Raw genomic sequence first — 18,870 nt, forward strand, 5'->3', positions numbered from 1 at the left:
GTGTGACTATTGCGTGACAAAGCTACAGCCGGCGCAACGCGACTCATCAGTTATGCTAAAATAATTGTGACCTGTCACCGTGATTTTGACGGGTCACTGTACATACCCGTCCGCCCCAGCGTTCCAACCCATATTTGGCGAACGGTAGGCGGCCAGTTTCCGCTATGAACTGGCAATTAGCTAGCCTCATTACGATCAGTCGCATGATAACGAGCTACGCTTTACATTTCAGCCCTTAGATTTCCAATAGCAATGTCGCGTTAAGCTTCATTTGGTAAGCTTACTTGAGTTGGCTGTCCGTGTGGCGCTGGTCCAGGCTCAAGGCGCTGGCGTCCACGTTGGTTTGGACCTGCTGAGACAATTGCTTAGTCGTGGTGGGTTTTTTTAGCCGAATCTTGATGACCTGCACTTCAGTGTTAGGCCGCGGATTCAACGTGATCGTGGTCCGTTCAATGGTTGGAGCTGCGGCGGCAGTGGCCGGTTTCACGGCAGCTGAGGCGCCGGCGGACGTGGCCAGTAACGTGGTCACCGTCATGGCCCCCAACAAGGCTTTTGTCATCATCGTTTTTACTTTGGTCATTCAAACCACTCCTCTTTTTGCACTTGGCGTTTTCGATAGTCTAGTTATACCACGACTACCGGCGCGCAATCTTTAAGGGGACTTAAGCTTCGTCTTAGAATTTCTTAGATTTCATTTCAAATTTTCTGGTAAACTGTTGGCACCCCACGTTGATTAAGGAGTTTTGTACATGATGAAAAATACAATTTTACTGGTGGAAGACGAGGAAGGCCTCGCCAGTTACGTTGCGAAAGAATTAACCTTTGAAGATTTTGATGTCCTGACCGCCGCTGACGGCGAAGCGGCCTGGGAGACGTACCAGCGCGAAAAGGATAAGTTGTTGCTGGTCTTGCTCGACTGGATGCTGCCCAAGATGGACGGCATGGAGGTCCTGCGGCGGATTCGCAAGCACGATGAACTGCCCGTCATCATGATGACCGCGCGCGATTACCTAGGCGACAAGGTCACCGGCCTGGACAACGGCGCCGACGACTACATCACCAAGCCGTTTGAAATCGAAGAACTGCTGGCCCGCATTCGCGTGATTCAGCGACGAACCGCCCACCAAAGCGGCTTGGACCAAACGTATCAGTTGGGTGACTTGACTTTGGTCACCAAGACCCGCCAAGTCGACCGGGCCGGCGAGACGATTCAGCTGACTCAACGTGAATACGATCTCCTCCTATTTTTGATGCAACATCCCGGCCAGGTCTTCACCCGCGACGAGCTCCTCGACAACGTCTGGGGTGTGGACTTTTTGGGCCAGCAAAACGTGGTCGACGTGTACATCGGCTACCTGCGCAATAAAATCGACGTGGCCGACGCCCCGCACCTCTTTCACACGATTCGCGGTGTCGGCTACAGTCTAAAGGAAGATGATCCCGATGAGCACTAACCACACGCCGCGGACCTACGCGGACATCATTCGTCATTCATTTACCAGCCTGTTGATCACGATTGGGTTGATCATCGTGTTGACCGTCAGCATCACTCTGACAGTCGACCAACTGTTGCGCGCGCAGGACCAAGCGGAGCGGCTCAGTGCCAGTTTACAAACGACGCAGGTCAGTAATTTTAAGGACTGGCTGACGGTCAATCGCAGTAGCGGTCTGAACTCACACAACACCTTCGTCTTAATCAAAAATAACGACGGCACCACCACCTCCCTGTTGCCCCACGGCTCCGAGCTGGTCAAGGCCAGCAATTGGTCGATTCCGTTCACCCACCTGGTCTACATCAAGGGCTGGGGCCTGTACTTCTCAGAAACACTGCGAACCGGCACGCACACCTACTATCTCTTCATTGGGATGCACGTGCTGGTCGGCAACCTGCACGTCTTGATTTCCGTGCTGATCATCGCCATTGGCTTGAGTCTCTTGGTCGGTCTGTTATACGTCCGCCGTCTCGCCAAGAGCCTGAGTGCGCCGACCATTTCGCTGGCGACCGCCGCCCAGCAAGCTGCCGCCAACCCGGACGTCAGTCAGCCCGAGTTGCCCCAACCCACGGAGCCCGTCGAAGTCGCCCAATTGGCGCGGGATTTCAACCAATTACTGGCCGCGCAAAATGGCCGGTTGGAGCGTGAACGCCAATTCATCTCCGACGCCTCGCACGAACTGCGGACGCCCATCGCCACGATTCGGGGGAATTTAAAACTGATCGAACGCCGCGGCAAGCAGCACCCCGAGGTCATCCCCGAGTCGCTGGGCTTCATCGACCAGGAATCGTTGCGCATGCAACACCTGATTGAAAACCTCCTACATTTGTCACGAGCCGACCGCGCTGAGGTGGACCTGAAACCGCTGGACCTGGCCAAATTGGCCCAGGCCGTGGTCACCCACTACCAGCCGTTGGTCAGCCAACGCGTGACCTTCGCCAGCCCAAAACAGCCGGTCATGGTCAACGCGGACGCCGACATGCTGCATCAGATTTTAATTGCCCTACTGGACAACGCGCACAAATATTCCCCGTCCGACCAGCAGATTCACGTCATCATCGCCCAAACGGCCACGACCAGCACCGTGACAGTCGCCGACCACGGCCCCGGCATTCCGGTAGCCGACCGCGAACACATCTTCGAGCGGTTCTACCGGATGGACGCCTCCCGGTCGACCAAGATCGCCGGTAGCGGCCTGGGGCTGGCCATCGTGTCACAGCTGGTCCAGCTCAACCAAGGCGACATCACCGTGACGGACAACGATCCGCACGGCGCCTGCTTCACCGTCACTTTGCAAAACGCGGCGGCTACGAAATAGGTTGGCTTTTGGCAACGGAGGGATGAGTCTTTCCGCCTGCCGTTGCGCGAAAATGGGCTGGAACGCGGTGGGCGGACCGGTCGAGCCAAAAGGCGGTCTCGCCCTCGCTTTGAGCCGCAAACCACGTCTCAAAGACGCCAGTTTGCTAAGCGGCATGAATCGTGCCACTAAGCAAACTCCAACGGCTGAGCCCATTTTCGCTCCACTTTCGGCTACGATTGGGGATTGTCAGCGACGACTGGTTCGGCCGCTACGTTGGTTGCGTGGTGACATGGTGTGGTTCTTCTCTGCTGAGTGTTGGTCTGACAGTGACTCTGCTTTGTGTTCACGGATCATCCTCGTACACTCCCAGGAATGCTAATAGTGTCCCTGTGCACTCGCCAGCACCTGACTAACCCAGTTCATAGCAAGCATTGGCCGCCGTCAATAGTTGTTCCATCCTATTGGGCCAACTAATCCTGACGGCGGAACCTCAACAACTGTGGGCACTAGTCTGCCCCACTTCTAATTAAATCCGCAGTTAAGCCGCTCACCGATAAAACTAAGAAATTCTCAGGGAATCCTTAAAGAAACTTGATAGTTATCGCTACCTTTTCCCGGTATACTGAATCCATCAAGTGAAAGGAAGCGTGCTTATGCTGATTGATGACAATCCAAAAATTAAGAGCATCACTCCCGCTCAAATTACCAAGGTGTTCTATCCCTACGTAATCGCGAAAACGGAAGCCGGGAGCTACGTCAACATTAACTTGAGCGACAAGGAGCGCAAGGACCCGCTGTTCTGGGAATCCATTAGCAACATTGCGAAAGCCAAGTTGTGGGTCCCCATCGGCGAACGGTTCCACCAGCTCCTGTCCTACGACTGGACTTATGCCGCCGAGTAACATCCTTTAATCTAAAAATCTCCGGCCGCTTGCCTTCCTGGTGAGCGGCCTTTTTTGGCGGGTTACTTTAAACTGGCCGCCTACCACCGTCCAGAGACAGTTGACGCGCTCACCACTCTCACCGGTATCGCTGGCGAAGGCGTTTGGCCTCACTCACAAAAAAAGCCCGGACCGTAGCCCAGACTTTCGCACACACCATCATTCAACTGCAACCTGAAAGTTGAAACTAGAATTAACACGTCTGCTGCCAAGGGTTAAGGCAATCATTGTTGGCAAGCACTTCTGTAGCCGAGAGTTCGCCAAATATGGGTTCAGCCGTGGGAGTTGTCTTAGCGGCGCGGTTCATGCCGCTTAGACAACTGGCGTCTTTGAGACGTGTTTTTCGGCTCAAAGCGAGGTGTCGAGACCGTCCTTTGGCTCGACCCGTCCGCCCCAGCGTTCCAACCCATATTTGGCGAACGGTAGGCGACCAGTTCCCGCTATGACGCGGTCAACAACTAATCGCCGATTTTTGCCTTTCAACCTTCAATTACCATTACAAACGTGAGGAATTTTGCAAGATCTCGGCTTTTTTCCGCAGGTCGCCGCGGGTCTGGCTGGCCAAGATCTTGGTGGGCCGAGCTAAGTAGCCGTCAATTGTACCGCCGATGCTAGCGAGCCAGAAGCTCATGAATCCCCAGACACTGGCTGACCATTCTTGCTTGAAGGCCAGCGTAAATGCGGCAATGATCACAAACAAGACCAGGTTGATCATCGCCGAGGCCCCCTGCCGCCCTAGCCGATTAAAGTAAGGGTATTGCCACGTCCACAGACCGTCGACCAGCAAGAAACCAAAGATCACGCCCAACGCGATCCGCACCCCGTGCACGTGATCGACCGCCGTGGTTAAGCTCAACAGGACCATCAGCGCCATCAGAAACCAAAAGGAATGAAAAGCGTATCGCCAATCAAACTTCATTTAAATCGCCTCACTTTCCGTAGCCGGTTGGCTTTATTTGGTTCTGAATTGTAGCATGGCTGAGCTTAAATAAAAATAACGCCACTCCTAATGGTTAGGATAGTAGCGTTACCAACGTGATGGTCTAAGGCCATTAAATTTGTCTAAAGCTTAGTGCTGGTTGCGTTTCAGCGCGATGAGCATGCTTAATAAAGCCCCCAGGCCGGCAATCGTTAAAACCCACAAGGCCCACTGCGACCCGGTTGCCGTTTTGACCGCCGTGCTGCCTGCATTGCCGGCTTGGCTGGCCGCAATCATGGCGGACACGATGGCGGTCCCCATGGCGCCGGCAAACTGTTGCATCGCATTCATCAAGGCGTTGCCATCGGCCTTGAGTGTGGCTGAGAGCTGTTTTAAGCCGTCCGTCATGATGTTACCGAATGATGAGCCGACACCGATCATATAGCCCACATACAGCCCGAGAATGGCCCAGGCGGACAGGTCCTTGGCGCCGACGGTCATGATGAGCAACATCACGACGACCAGGCCGAGCCCCAGCAGGATTGGGCGTTTGGCGCCGAACCGGTCTAAAATGTGGCCCCCGATCGGCGAAAACGCAGCCCCAATCACCGCCCCGGGCAGGACCACCAGCCCCGCGATAAAGGCGGATTGGTGATCGACCAGCTGCAGGTAATTCGGCAGCACAAACGACAGCCCCAGTGCGGTGATCTGCAGGAGGAAAAACGCCAGCAGGTGCCAGGCAAACGCCGGATTGGCGAGGGCTTGCAGGTGAATCAACGGCTGGGCTTGGTGTTGCGACCGCCGCACGAAGAAGATGAGGCCCACCAGCCCGAGGGCCATGGCACCGCCCACCGACCAGCTCAAAAACGGCTGATCACTCAGCGAGCTAAACCCAAAGATCAGCCCGGCAAACGTCACGATGACCCCCAGCATGCTCCAAAAATCAAAGTGTTCCGCTTGCGTGGGGGATACCTGGCGAATCGTCTTGATCCCCACGAAAAATGACACGATCAAAAACGGCAGCAAAATCCAAAAGATATAGCGCCAATTCAGGTGAGTGACCAGCACCCCGCCATACGTCGGCCCAATAGCAGGACCAATCGCCGTGATCAGCGTGCCGACCCCGGTCATCATCCCGATGCGGCTGAGCGGCACCTGTTCTAAGATGATGTTAAACATCAGTGGCAAGGCGATTCCGGTCCCAACCCCTTGAATGGCTCGACCGGCCAACAGCCAGGAAAAACTGGTCGCGCAGGCGTCGATGACCAACCCGGTGATGAATAAGAGGTTGGCCACCACGAAGAGTTGTTTCAATTTAAAGCGGCGTTTCAAATAGGATGAAACAGGCACGATACAGGCCACAATCAACAGGTACAGCGTGGTCATCCACTGGACCGTCCCCGTGGTCACCTGAAACTGGTCCATAAGCGTGGGAAAGGTGATGTTCATCGCGGTCTCCACGATGACGCCACTCAGCGACATCAAGCCGGTCGCCAGGACCGCCCCTACCACGCGCGGGTCAATTTTTTCTTTCGTCATTTCGCTATCACTCCTTTGTCGTGTGCCACTGACTGATGTTGCGTAAGGCGTGGCGAAAGGCCCGTGCCTCACCGGCTGTTAGGTCGGCCACCATCTTGGCATCCTGTTGTTCCAAATGTTGTTGCACGATGGGCACCAACTGCTGGCCCTTAGGCGTCAGCCGCAGTTGCCGTTTGCGACTATCACTAGCAGCCACCACCCGGGTGACTAGGTCGCGTTCCACCATGCGTTTCACGAGCAGTGAGGCCGTCGACCGTTGCACGTGAAATTCGTGTTCCAGGTCGACCTGAAACACGGTCGCCGTGGGATGACGGCCCAAAAAGTCGACCAAGGATAGCTGCATCCCCGTCAACCCGTATTGGCGGGCAAAATCGTTCATTTCTTGGTTCATTTGGTGCTCGGCATCACGCAGACAAGCCCCTAACCGGCGTTCGGTCATGAGAATCACCCTCCTTTTTGTTAGTCAGCTAACAATTTTAAGCGATTAGTGGCTGATTTTCAAGGGAAATTTGTGAAACGAACCCGGGGTAGAATTTTACACCTCAAGGCGATGCCGAAACGTTCCGCCAACTGGTACACGCTGGCCAAAAAAAACGAGCCTGGAATAAAATCTCCCAAGCTCGTTTCTTTCACCTTTACTTAGCTGAAACGTGTGCCAAAAGGCAGCCGGTTCCGCTTAAACCTGATAACCGAACAATCCAAGACCAGGATTTTTCGGTTATCAGCCTTAATGCTCGCCGGCTAATCGCCTTTTGTCTCACTCTCCTTCGTTTCATAATTCAATTAAAGATTGTCACCCTGCGCCCGCAACAGCTCTCCTAAGGAAGGTTGCTGGGTCGTGTCGATGTGATTTTCCTTGGCGTAAGCGTCAACGGCGTCTTGCCCATACAGCTTCGGATCGAGTGGCATGAAGGCCGTCCCAATCGGGTCATCGTCCTTGATGACGGCGTTGACCACGATTGGCTTGCGGTTGCCCTTGGCCTGCAGGTCCTTGATTTGATCAAAGACCTCGGCAACCTCGGCGTTGTTGGTAACGGTAAAGCCGATACCGCCCAGCCCTTCAGCCACCTTGGCCCAATCGGCATCGGTCAAATCGACCCCGTACAAGTGTTGTTTGGTGTCGATCTGTTCGCGGTAGATGAAGCCGAAACGCCGGTTACTGAAGACCACGTTGATGACCGGCAAGCCGTAACGCGCTTCAGTAATGATATCGGGTGCCACCATCGCGAAGCCCCCGTCACCGGACAGTGACCAGGCCTGGGCATCTGGAACGCTCAAGGCCCCGGCTAACCCAGCTGGCAGGCCGTAGCCCATCGTGGCAAACAGCCCGGATAAGGCGAAACGTTGCTGCTGATCCATCGGCAAGCCGCGGACCGCCCATTCGGAAACGTTCCCAGTGTCGACCCCATAGGTATCCTTAGGGCCCACCATTGACGCAATCTTCTTGGTGACGGCTTCGGGCGCCAGGCCATCGCTGTCATCTGCGGCCAATTGATCCAGCCAGTGGTTCCAGTTTTGCTTGTTTTGCCGGTTAGCGGTCAACCAAGCTGTTTCAGGTAATGTTTCACCCGTGGCATTCATCGCCTGCAGGAAGCTCTTAGCATCGCTCAAGACGGCGTAATCAACGGGAACCATCTTGCCAATATCAAAGGAATTGTTATTGACTTGAACAATCTTGATATCCTTCGGCCAGAATTGGGCAAAGGGGAACTCGGACCCTAAGAACAGAATCAGGTCGGTATGTTGCAGGGCTTCAAAGCCCGACTTGGACCCGAGCCGGCCAAAGGTCCCGATGGCGTTGGGATGATTTGTCGGAATGACACCAGTCGCGGGCACCGTGTTTAACACGGGCAGGTTGAACTGTTCACTGAATTGGACCAGTTCAGCGCGCGCTCCCAGCAAGCCCCGGCCTGCGTAGACCAGTGGATGCTTGGCCGCCTTCAACAGCTTCAATGTTTCTTGAATGGCGGCCGGGTCGATCTGTTGCGTAAAGGAATTTGAGACGACGTTAGGTGTCTTAACCGGTTCGTAGTCGATCTCTTCAGCGGCTAAATTTTCGGGGATGATGACGACCGCTGGCCCCTTTTGCCGGTAGGCTTCGCGAATCGCTTGGTTCACGACGTACGGCAGTTGTGCCGCCGTGGTGGCCGTCCGATTGTACACAGCCACGTCACTGAACATCGGTGTTTCATCCATTTCTTGGAAATAATTCGTGTTCATCGCGGCCTGGGGCACCTGGCCAACCAATGCCAACATCGGCACGTGATCCATCTTGGCGTCGTACAGACCGTTAAACAGGTGGGTGGCACCGGGGCCGGCAGACCCAAAGGCCACGCCAACCTTACCAGTGAATTTCGCATCGGCCGCGGCGGCTAAGGCCCCCACTTCTTCATGGCGCACCTGAATATAATCGATATTGGCCTTTTCTAGGTACAACCCTTCAACCGTATGATTGATTGAGCCGCCAGGAATCCCATAAATATGGTTAACGTCCCAGGCTTCTAAAACCTTCACTAACGCTTGTCCAGCAATCATCTTTGACATCTAAATCGCGCTCCTTTGTGGTAAGGATGGGCGGCCGCCATGCGTGGTCGAACACCCCGAAATCATTGATTGGTAACATCATAGTCCCCCACCAACGAAAAGGCCAGTAATTTGACTTACTTTTTGTAAGTGATTAAATGCACTTGTTAGCGGTTACTGTCCTGGCGCGGGTTGCGGCGGGACTCGTCCCAGCACTTGACCCAACGCAAAAAGAGCCTAGGCTAGTCACTCCCAGACTCTCAGTGAACCTAATCTTGTTTCAGCCGCCACTAGCGGTTTTACCAAAAATGCCGGTGCCGCAACAGCAAGGCGACAACGCCCATAATACCCAGCATCATTACCACCGTGAAGAGCCACGAGATGGTGTCGTTGGCAAAGGGCAGTTTCACGTTCATCCCATAGAACCCGGTGATGATCGTGGGAATCGTCAAGACCAGCGACCAAATCGTCAAGAACTTCATGGTGTCGTTCAGGTTGTTGTTCAGCACGTTGTTAAACGTATTTGAGATCCGGTCGACTACGTCCGCCTCAATCGCCGTCATTTCAGAGGTTTGCCGCGCTTCGATCACGGCATCCGCCAAGTGCTCCGAATTCTTATCCGACAGTTGCTTACCAAATGGCGTACTGCTGAGGTTGACCACCATCATGGCGTTGTTGCGCGTAGCACTCACGAAATACGCCAGGCTTTGTTGCAGGTTGGACAGTGCAATCAGGTCCTTGTTGTCGGGCGCCTGATTCAGTTGTTTGTCCAGCCGATTTTGTTCCGCATTGATCTTGCGAATTGGGGGGATGAACTGGTCGAACAAAATGAACAGACCAATCAACATGAACTCGTTGGTATCGGAAATTTGTTTCAGTTTCATCCGCTCGCTTAACGTCTGATTCACCCACTGCGTCCGCTTGGTGGTGATGGAAAAGACCTGATTGCCCTTCAACAAAAAGGTCACGGGCCGCGTGATGTAGCGTTGCGACACCTGGTCAACCACGACCGGCACGTGGAGCACGAACAGTTGCGTATTCAGGTATTCATCGCGGTCATAGTGCGACCGTTCATTCACGTCGGTCACGTAGGTCAAAATTTCATCGGTCAAACCGTACGTCACCTGTAGGGCGTCTTTATCGCTATCGTCTTCGATCATGGCCATGACCCAGACTAGATTTTGCTCGCCCGTTCCAATTTTTCTCTCGACAATCATGGGAATTCCTCTTCTCTGCCATCGTTACGTCCAGTGTACCACGTCCTTTAAAAAAAGCGGCGGCATTTTTGAACTGTTAACCGTCATCGTTTTAAACGGACAAATTCGTTAAAAACCCATTCTCACATCTCATTTGATTTGGCTAAAAAAAGAGAATTGGTCGCGTTCGACCAATTCTCTGGAGTTAAAATCTAAATCGTTTTACGCTTTCTGGTCTTCGGGGTCTTCTTTGACCGTCAGCGCACTTAACATCTTGGTCAACTGACCAACTGTATATTGACTGCCACTATCATCTAACGTCACCTGACTCATGGTCTCCGCGGCGACGTCTAACGCCTCGTGACACTTGATTTCTAACTGTTCACCACTAGCCGTTAACGACAGTGGCCGAACGCGCCGGTCAGAACTTTGATAGCTCTGAACCACATACCCCCGGCGAATGAGCTGTGAAATTCCCCGAGAAACGGCTGCCCGCGAAATGCCGCGACTATCAGCGACAGTGGCGGAAGTGAGCTTCCCTGGGTTCTCCAAAATATGGTGTAAAATCGCATATTGATCCACTGAAATCCCCATGGTTCGTTGGAATCGGGTTGCTGCCTTCTCTAGTTCTCGTTTCAACTCCATGAAAGATTCAAAGAAACTTTCCGCATGAACGACCTTACTCTTCATAGTATTATCATATCCTTATCTTCACTTTGCTAACCGGTTAGATAGTTAACACGACTAGCAATACGCAAAATGGTTGACCCCATAGAAATATCTATACATTTAATAATAAAGAACAACTTGCTGAAATGCAAGCAGAAAACCACAATTTAATAAAAAAGTTTACCATGTAAAAAGGGAACCGAGGAGTTGCATTCGGTTCCGCCTGTTTCACTTGTTTTTTTTCAACCTACTCCAATTTCCGTAAGTGGTACAAACGAGCCTCCCAAGGATGAATTTCCAAATCATCCGAATCCGCGTCCACTTCCGTGTTGGTGAAAATCAATTCGCTGGTCGTCAAATCAAACTCCTGCGTCGTGGCGACCTGGTCGCTCATGTTCACGACGACCAGCCAGTTATCCCCATTCAAGGTACGCCGATAAACGTACAGCTGGTCATCACGGGTATCGATCAACTCATAGCGACCTTGTTCCAGGGCCGGAACAGACTTTTTCAGCCGAATCAGCTGTTGATAGAACGTCAAGACCGAATGCGGGTCGTGACTTTCGCGTTCCACGTTGATCTGTTCGGTGCCCGGTGCCAGCTGGATCCACGGTTCGTGGTCCGAAAAGCCGCCGTAGCGTTGATGGGTCCACGGCATGGGCGTCCGGGCATTGTCCCGGCTGCGCATGGCCAGTTGGGCCAACACCTGTTTTTCCGGTACCCCTGCGGCCCGTTGTTGCTGGTAGTACAGCCGACTGTCGAGGTCACGATACTGACTGATCTGCGTGAAACCGGCGTTCGGTAGGCCGAGTTCTTGGCCCTGATAAATAAACGGGGTCCCCTTCATCAACAGGTACCACAAAGCCAGTGCCTTAGCGGAACGCCGGCGGTAATTGACCGGATCGCCATAATATGAAACAGCGCGTGGTAAATCGTGATTTTCAATGAACAAGGCGTTCCAACCACTCTTTTCCAAGCCAAATTGCCATTTGGAAAGAGTCGCTCGTAACGCCGCAACTGGTAGCTTCGGCTCAGCCTTTTCCCAGAAGTGCACGTGATCAAATTCTAGCAGGAGGTGGAAGAACCCCTGTTGCGGGTCCAGCCAGCGTTGTGCGGTGGTCATGTCGATGCCGCCCGCTTCACCGATTACGAACAAGTTGTTGCGTTTCAATACCGGCTGGAGGTCGGCAAGAAACACGTCGGTGCCCGTCACGTCTTGATAGTAGTCCACTCGCGGATGACCGACGTTGGCGAAGTCTTGGCGCTTTTTTAAATGCGTGACGCCATCTAATCGCACACCATCGATTCCCCGGTCCGCCCACCACTGAATCGTGGCCGCCATTTCACGGCGCACGGCGGGATTTTCCCAATTCAAGTCTGGCTGGTCCTCGGCAAATGTATGCAGATAAGCCGCATCAACGGCGGGGACATAGGTCCAGGCTGACCCACCGAAGATGGACTCCCAATTGTTGGGACGTGTCGTGGCCGTAGCCGGACGCCAGATGTAGTAGTCGTGGTAGGGGCTCGTGGTATCATGCACGGCGGCTTGGAACCACGGGTGTTGGCTGGACGTATGGTTCAACGCCAAGTCGATCACCACTTTGATGTTCGCCGCGTGAAACGCCGTGACCAAGTCGGTAAAGTCCGCCAAGGTGCCGTATTGGGGGTCAATGCCGCGGTAATCCGTCACGTCGTAGCCACTGTCCACCTGACCGGAGGGGTAAAATGCAGACAGCCAAACAAAGTCGACACCCAGGGAAGTTAAGTATGAGATTTTCGTTTGGATGCCGGGCAGATCACCCACACCGTCATGGTTACTATCCAAAAAACTTTGCGGGTAGATTTCATATCCCACCGCGTGTTGCCACCACTGTGCGTCAGCCATTGCTGTCTTCCTTTCACTGCAAAATTGTAACCGGTTGTGTTTCGTCATCTTCTGGGATTGTATCCGGCTCCAATTGTACCAATAATTATCTATTTTGTCGGCTGATTTCGCAAACTTTATGCTCAGCAGGGCAACACTATTTCTCGGTGAAACAGTTGCGTCGTCTGGGAAACTAACCCATTAAATTTCACAAAAGGAGCGTTAGGCGACTGGTGCTCGCCAGCCCACTTAACGCTCCCCGTTGCAACTCACACAACGTTTGTTCAGTTTCTTTAATCGATCTTGCGTTTCGGGTTCAACAGGTTCATCGGGTCAAACAACGTCTTGATCTGATGCTGTAACAGATCGACTGTTTCGCCTAATTCGGGGTTGTTCCATTGATTCTTAACCATCCCCACGGCGTGTTCCCCGGAGATGGTCCCGCCCATTTCCAGCGTCTTCCAGAACGTCTGCCGCAGCGCTTCGATGATCACTTCCGGCACGTCGTCTTCGTCCTTTGACCAAGTGTAGGTCGGGTGCACGTTGCCATCGCCGGCATGACCGGCCGTGTAGATGGTGATGCCCAGTTTCTTGCCCAGGTCTTGTAAGAAGTCCATCATCGGCGCCAACTTAGACAGCGGCATCGCCATGTCTTCCATCAGGTGATTGTTCCCAGCAAAGACGGCCGGCAACATGTCCTGCCGCAGCTTTTCCAGCCCGGCCTGTTCCTTAGCGTCCGTGGTGACTTGAACGTTTTGCGCATCGTGTTTCGCTAACAAATCGTTCAAAACGCCAACGCTTTCGTCACTGCTGCCGTCCAGCCGGAAAATCAACATGGAGCCGCTGTTGTCCGCATAATGCGTGTGTTCGTAGCGGTCCAACGCCTTGACCGTGTTGCCGTCCAAGGCTTCCAACATCGTCGGGTAGACCCCCGACATGCGAACGGCCGTCACCCCAGCGGCGAGGGCACTCATGTCTTTAAAGAAGGCCACGCCCATGACGGACTTGCCTAGCGGAATCGGCATTAATTTGACCGTGATCTCATAGATGATGCCCAAGGTGCCTTCGGAGCCCACAAAGAGCTGGGTCAGGTCGTAACCAAAGGCTTGTTTCAGCGTGCGACCCCCGAGCTTGATGACCCGGCCATCTGCCAACACGGCCTTGAGGCCCAAGACGTTGTCCTTAGTGGCGCCGAAACGCACGGTACTCATCCCACCGGCATTGGTCGAAACATTGCCGCCGATGGATGAAAATGGCTTGGAACCCGGATCTGGCGCGTAGAACAAGCCCTGTTTTCGGGCCGCTTGGTCCAAATCACCGTTGACCACACCAGGTTGTACGACCGCCACGGAATCTTCCTTGTTGATTTCCAGGATCTGATTCATCTTACGCGTCGACAGGATAATGGCGCCATCGATCCCGTCAGAGCCAATCACCGTACTGCTGAACGTTGTTTGGGGCACCACGGCGATGTGAAATTTCCGCGCCGTCCGTAACACCCCTTGGATGTCGGCCACGCTGGCAACTTCAACGAACGCCCGGGCCAAGCCAGACTCGCCACCAGACGCATTGGGGTTGAAGGATTGCTTCTTCAACGTCTGCTCATCGGTTGCTACGGTACCATCCTTGACCTGTTCTTTCAGAAACGCCGTGATGTCTTCATCGGCGTAAGCACTAAAAACTGTCATGTCATCGACCTTCTTTGATTAGTATTCAACAGTGATCAGTGTAACACGTAATTTTAAAAAATACAGGTTTAATCTATCGCCCGCGACCGTTTCCCGCAAAAACAGCCCCGCCACCCGCTTGTTTCAGCGTGAAACGGAGCTGTTTCAAGTCGTTAACTTGTGGGCTGGTCGGGGCTGGCCGCCTTACCGTTCGCCAAATATGGGTTGGAACGCTGGGGCGGACGGGTCGAGCCAAAAGGCGGTCTCGACACCTCGCTTTGAGCCGAAGTTCACGTCTCAAAGACGCTAGTTGCCTAAGTGGCATGAACCACGCCACTAAGGCAACTCCCACGGCTGAACCCATATTTAGCGAACTCTCGGCTACGGTAGCGCAGACCAATAACAATCGTCTAGAATCCAGATTGTAGCTGCGTTAACGACTAGTCTATCATTAACACAGTGTTGCTGATAGACACCAACTTGACGTAGGCGGTGAGTCGTTCACTTTTCCAATGTCACTCACGACTTTTCCAGCAGTGACATCATCGTTTATGGCAGTCACGTCAATCTGTGACCAACCAGTTACTGCCAACACGCCACCACGTAACGGCAGGCGACCAGTCAGCGTCCAGGACGCCCATTGTGGCTATCGCCCAGCGTCATTGACTAGCCACCAACTTGCCGGAGTCAGCTAGGGGTGGAGTCAGCTGTGTAGGCGGTGTTGGCTGAGGTTCTGTCTCAGCCTACAGCGCGGGGCGACTTGGGAGACTCGCGGGTTGCGCGAGGCTTGCAAGCGAGCCGGAAGACCGCCCTTCAGGCTGGAGGCGTCCCCCAGAGCAGGCGGAACCCCTAGCTGACGCAGGCATTGATCAACACCAATCTCAAGCCAACTGCGTGAACTGCTTGTTTTCCAGCCGGAACTGGTGGTCACACCGCGCTGCCACGTCGGGCTCATGGGTCACGATGATGACGCATTTGTGCTGCTGATGCGCCAGCTGCTGGAACTGGTCGATGACTTCTTGCGTATTGTCCTCGTCTAGGTTACCTGTGGGCTCGTCTGCCACGACTAACGGGGCATCGCAAGCCATGGCCCGGGCAATCGCTACCCGCTGTTGCTGGCCCCCTGAGAGGTGCTGGACGTTGCGTTCAACCAGGTCTTCACCGATTCCCAGACTATTGAGTGTCCGCCGAGCAAAGAACTTGTCGCCGGCGTGTTCCGCCCCCGTGATGGCCATGGCCGTCAAGAGGTTGTTGAGCGGCGACATGTACGTGAACAGGTTGTAGGCCTGAAACACGATTGAAACGTCGTGGCGCCGGTAGTTGGTCAACCCGATTTGTTTCAGGGACCGGTCGCCCAGCCAGATGTCACCACTTTTGGGCTTATCTAACCCGGCAATCAGGGACAAGAAGGTGGTCTTCCCCGTACCGGAATGGCCGAGGATCGCGTAGGATTGGCCCTCGTCAAATGTCAAATTGAGATCTTGAAACAACGGTTGCGATTTATCCTGGTACCAATAACCCAGGTTTTGTGTCTTTAACATGCGCATCCTCCTTAGGAAATTAAGACTTTCTTCGGTTCCAGTCGTAAAATGCCACCCGAAGCGATCATGATCGACAGGAACGTGATAGCTAAGCCGAAGCCGCCCAGTTCCGCCAGGCTGACGGCACTCACGCTAATGTCCAGGTCGGTATCCGCGGCCTTGGTGCTGGAAGCTTGTTGCGCCCCCGGACCACCGTTGCCGCCGCGCATACCGCCACCACCAGGTTGCCCACCACCGGGTTGTTGGGTTGATGTGCTGCTCGACGTGGTTTGCGTCGTGGTGCTTTGGGCCACCAGTTGTGAACCCAGCTGGTCGCCGACAAATTTACCACCGGCGCCCGCAATCGCCACGGCCACCACGATGACCATCAACATCTCCGTAAAGAACTGGGCCACGATCTTCCAACGCGCTTCGCCCAGTGACAGGAGGACGCCAATTTCAAAGCGCCGTTCGCGAATCATCAAGATCACGATCAACGCCAGAATAATGGTCCCGGCAATGGCGACCAGCCAGACGATCTTATTGGCAAAGCTTTCGACGTTGCTCATCGAGGCTTTCACCGTCTGGTAGCTGGCGTCATCGGTGCTCAGTGAGTAGCTGCTGGTATTGATCAATTTCTTACCGGCGGCCTTCACGCTGCTGACCTTGGCGGGATTGCTGACGTTAAACGTGACAGAATCCGCGGTCCCCGCATACTTGCTGCCCTTGAACGTGTTGGCCAGGGTGTATGAGGTGTACATCGTGTTGCTAGGGTCACTGCTCATCGGACCGGCGCTGCTGGAAGCTGTTGCGCTGGCGCGGTAAATACCGACGATTTTCAACTTGACCTTGGCCTTGCTACCGGTCGTCTTCTTAACGGTGATGGTGTCGCCCACGGTCAGGTCGTTTTGACTGGCCAGGTTCTTTTCGATGACCACGTGATTCGTGTTCTTGTCGGCGCTGGTAATGCCGCGGCCCTTGGTGATTTTGCTTTGATTATCACTAAAGGCGGTGGTCAAACTCGTGGCGCTGACCCCATTGATCTGGGTATCGCCACTGCTGGTGCCGCCCTTCATGTTGCCAGGACCGCCCTGACTGCTGCCCATCCCACTGGTGGTTGAGACCACGTCATAGGAGCTGGCATTGACGCTAGTACTGCTAGTCACATTTTCGCTTTTCACGTTACTGAGCTTAGCGATTTTGGCGGCATCGCTCAGTTTGACCGGTGTCAGCGTCATCTTAGGTCGACTAGACTTGCTGGAACTGCTACTGCTTTGCATCTTCTTAAACGCCGCTTGGCGATTCGCCGACAGGGTGACCGTTGCCCCCACGTCGGCCTTCGCTTGGTCGGTCGCCTTCACTGCAGCGCTACGGATCAGTAGGCCGGCTAACACAAACATCAAGATGGCGGACGAGACCAGGATCAGTAAGACTGACCGGCCCTTCTTCGCCCACACATTTAACCAGGCCCGTTTCAAAAAATTCATTTTGGGTCGCCTCCATTTCATAACATGTTCCGAGTATCCCAGAGCGGGCTTTGCTGAAACTTAAAGTGGCCGGGTAGTTGTGAAATTTTCACGGAAACAAAAACGACGCAACCACTAGGGCTACGCCGATTTGACCCGTTTTCGGGCAACTTGATGGTGTTAATCAAACGTTAAGGTTCCAACTCGTCTGGTGGCAAAACGTCCGGATACAGCGCGGAATATTCCTGGTACCACTGGAAGCCCGTGGTGGCCAGGACCTTGAGCACGGCAAAGCCCGGTACCCCGAAGATGACACCGAGTAGGCCGAACATTTTGCCCCCAGCGAGCAGGACGAAGACGATGGTGATGGGATGCATGGCCAGACTGTTGCCCATGATCAGCGGCGACAGGACCTGCGTTTCCAAGACCCATTCGATCAGGTACACGATGACCACGCCCAACAACATGGACGGGCTGGTGACCACACCGATGATGAGCGCGGGTACCAGCGCGATGGCCGACCCAAAGTACGGAATCAGGTTCAACGGCCCCGCCAGCAGCCCAATCAACAGGGCATAGCGCAAGCCAATGATCGAGTAGCCGGTCGTGAAAATGATCAACACGCATAACGCCACGGTCAGTTGCCCCCGCACGTAGGAACTGACCTTCACGTTCATCTGGTCGAGCATCGTGACGAAGCGGCTGCGGTACGCCGTGGGCACGACCTGGCTGATGTAGTGCGGAAAACGCGTGCCGTCTTTGAGCATAAAGAATAGAACTAGCGGCGCGGTGATGATGGTGATGATCCAGTCGCTAACGGTCGTGACCACGTTGCCCAGTGAACTCAGCGTCCCGGTCAACAGGTTCAACCCCCGTTTGGAAAAGTAGGTCGTGACCCGCTGGTTGATGTCCGCCAGATTGCTGTTGGACAGCCAGTGGTGCTCTTGGTTCAGGCGATTGATATTGTGGAGCATGTCATTGGCAAATTGCGGCAGCGCGCCGATAATGCCACTGGTCTGCTTGGTCAGAAACGGAATCAGATTCAAGAAAATAGCCACGATGATGCCCACCGTCAGGAGCATCGCGATGGCAATCGCCAGCCCCGTGCGCAAATGCAAGCGCCGTTCCATGAAGTGCACGAACGGGTCGAGTACGTAGAAGAGGATCCCCGCCACCACAATGGCCGGCATGGTGATACCAATGAATTTCCAGACTGGCGTCAGGATCCAGGCATTTTGCATCAATTCATTCAAGACCAACAATAAGAGAAAAATATTTAACAGTAAAATTGTAATATGATTATTTAAAAAACGTTGATAGAACCAGGAAAATCCCGACTCTGGTTGACGCAGATTCTTCAAAAGCAACCCCTCCCGTTGATTTCCATAGCTCTAGTTTACGGCTCAGGAACGTTGGTTACTAGATTTTTTTGAATTATTTTTGGCGGGGTGCCAAAAGGGGCTACGGTTCGTCGCCGCAGCCCCTGATTTAGCCTATTCTGCTTAACTATTCACATTCCGTCGCCTGGCAACTTTAGTGTCTGGTCTGCCGGCCGCCTTACCGTTCGCTAGAGATGAGTTGGAACGCTGAGGGCGCCGGTCCGAGCCAAAGAGCGGTCTCGAACCTCAATTCGGAGCCGATAGCCCGCGTCTCCAAATTGCCAGTTCCCTAAGCGCCAAAAAGCGTGCCGCTAAGGGAACTCCCACAGCTGAACTCATCTCTAGCGAACTCTCGGCTACAAAAGTGCTTGCCAGTAACGATTGACTTCGCCCA

The 18,870-nt window shown here is 54.0% G+C and carries 15 protein-coding genes; 3 read left to right on the top strand and 12 right to left on the bottom strand.

The features are described from left to right. Positions 1-280 precede the first annotated feature (280 nt). Positions 281-580 (bottom strand): hypothetical protein, encoded by a 300-nt coding sequence (locus LKH74_RS05630; protein ID WP_135367272.1) that lies wholly within the window; start codon positions 578-580, stop codon positions 281-283. A 172-nt stretch (positions 581-752) separates the two neighbouring features. Between LKH74_RS05630 and LKH74_RS05635 the strand changes: the two genes are divergently transcribed. From LKH74_RS05635 to LKH74_RS05645, 3 genes are all read left to right on the top strand, one after another. After that, positions 753-1,454, top strand: a complete 702-nt coding sequence (locus LKH74_RS05635; RefSeq protein WP_135367368.1) for a response regulator transcription factor — start codon at positions 753-755, stop codon at positions 1,452-1,454. Continuing rightward, the gene (locus tag LKH74_RS05640; RefSeq protein ID WP_225428668.1) at positions 1,444-2,811 is read left to right on the top strand and encodes a sensor histidine kinase; all 1,368 of its coding nucleotides are present in this window, start codon (positions 1,444-1,446) and stop codon (positions 2,809-2,811) included. Before LKH74_RS05635 ends, LKH74_RS05640 begins: the two co-directional genes overlap by 11 nt. A gap of 635 nt (positions 2,812-3,446) precedes the next feature. After that, positions 3,447-3,695, top strand: a complete 249-nt coding sequence (locus tag LKH74_RS05645; protein WP_135367270.1) for a hypothetical protein — start codon at positions 3,447-3,449, stop codon at positions 3,693-3,695. A 535-nt stretch (positions 3,696-4,230) separates the two neighbouring features. On the opposite strand, the gene LKH74_RS05650 is transcribed toward LKH74_RS05645, so the two are convergent. The 11 genes from LKH74_RS05650 to LKH74_RS05700 all read right to left on the bottom strand — a co-directional run bounded on the left by LKH74_RS05650 (position 4,231) and on the right by LKH74_RS05700 (position 18,458). Continuing rightward, the gene (locus tag LKH74_RS05650) at positions 4,231-4,653 is read right to left on the bottom strand and encodes a hypothetical protein (protein ID WP_135367269.1); all 423 of its coding nucleotides are present in this window, start codon (positions 4,651-4,653) and stop codon (positions 4,231-4,233) included. 150 nt (positions 4,654-4,803) lie between these two features. After that, the gene (locus LKH74_RS05655; RefSeq protein WP_287788580.1) at positions 4,804-6,192 is read right to left on the bottom strand and encodes an MFS transporter; all 1,389 of its coding nucleotides are present in this window, start codon (positions 6,190-6,192) and stop codon (positions 4,804-4,806) included. Between the two features lie 7 nt (positions 6,193-6,199). Beyond that, a complete protein-coding gene (locus tag LKH74_RS05660) occupies positions 6,200-6,631 on the bottom strand; it encodes a MarR family winged helix-turn-helix transcriptional regulator (protein WP_287788581.1) in 432 nt (143 codons plus the stop codon). A gap of 344 nt (positions 6,632-6,975) precedes the next feature. Beyond that, entirely contained in the window at positions 6,976-8,736 is a 1,761-nt protein-coding gene (locus tag LKH74_RS05665) for a thiamine pyrophosphate-binding protein (RefSeq protein ID WP_287788582.1), read from the bottom strand. Positions 8,737-9,014: 278 nt separating this feature from the next. Beyond that, entirely contained in the window at positions 9,015-9,932 is a 918-nt protein-coding gene (locus LKH74_RS05670; protein WP_135367265.1) for a magnesium transporter CorA family protein, read from the bottom strand. Between the two features lie 201 nt (positions 9,933-10,133). After that, positions 10,134-10,601 carry a MarR family winged helix-turn-helix transcriptional regulator gene (locus LKH74_RS05675; protein WP_225428667.1) on the bottom strand — a complete coding sequence of 156 codons (468 nt, stop codon included), beginning with the start codon at positions 10,599-10,601 and terminating at the stop codon, positions 10,134-10,136. A gap of 226 nt (positions 10,602-10,827) precedes the next feature. Further along, entirely contained in the window at positions 10,828-12,465 is a 1,638-nt protein-coding gene (locus tag LKH74_RS05680; RefSeq protein ID WP_135367264.1) for an alpha-glucosidase, read from the bottom strand. Positions 12,466-12,737: 272 nt separating this feature from the next. After that, positions 12,738-14,132 carry an FAD-binding oxidoreductase gene (locus tag LKH74_RS05685; RefSeq protein WP_135367263.1) on the bottom strand — a complete coding sequence of 465 codons (1,395 nt, stop codon included), beginning with the start codon at positions 14,130-14,132 and terminating at the stop codon, positions 12,738-12,740. An 860-nt stretch (positions 14,133-14,992) separates the two neighbouring features. Beyond that, positions 14,993-15,652: an ABC transporter ATP-binding protein gene (locus tag LKH74_RS05690; protein WP_135367262.1), complete on the bottom strand. Its 660-nt coding sequence runs from the start codon at positions 15,650-15,652 to the stop codon at positions 14,993-14,995. A gap of 11 nt (positions 15,653-15,663) precedes the next feature. Then, complete coding sequence (locus LKH74_RS05695) at positions 15,664-17,118, bottom strand: ABC transporter permease (protein ID WP_287788583.1); 1,455 nt, start codon at positions 17,116-17,118, stop codon at positions 15,664-15,666. Between the two features lie 170 nt (positions 17,119-17,288). Continuing rightward, entirely contained in the window at positions 17,289-18,458 is a 1,170-nt protein-coding gene (locus LKH74_RS05700) for an AI-2E family transporter (protein ID WP_287788584.1), read from the bottom strand. Positions 18,459-18,870 lie beyond the last annotated feature (412 nt).

Source organism: Levilactobacillus sp. (assembly GCF_022646225.1).
Lineage (GTDB): Bacteria > Bacillota > Bacilli > Lactobacillales > Lactobacillaceae > Levilactobacillus > Levilactobacillus suantsaiihabitans.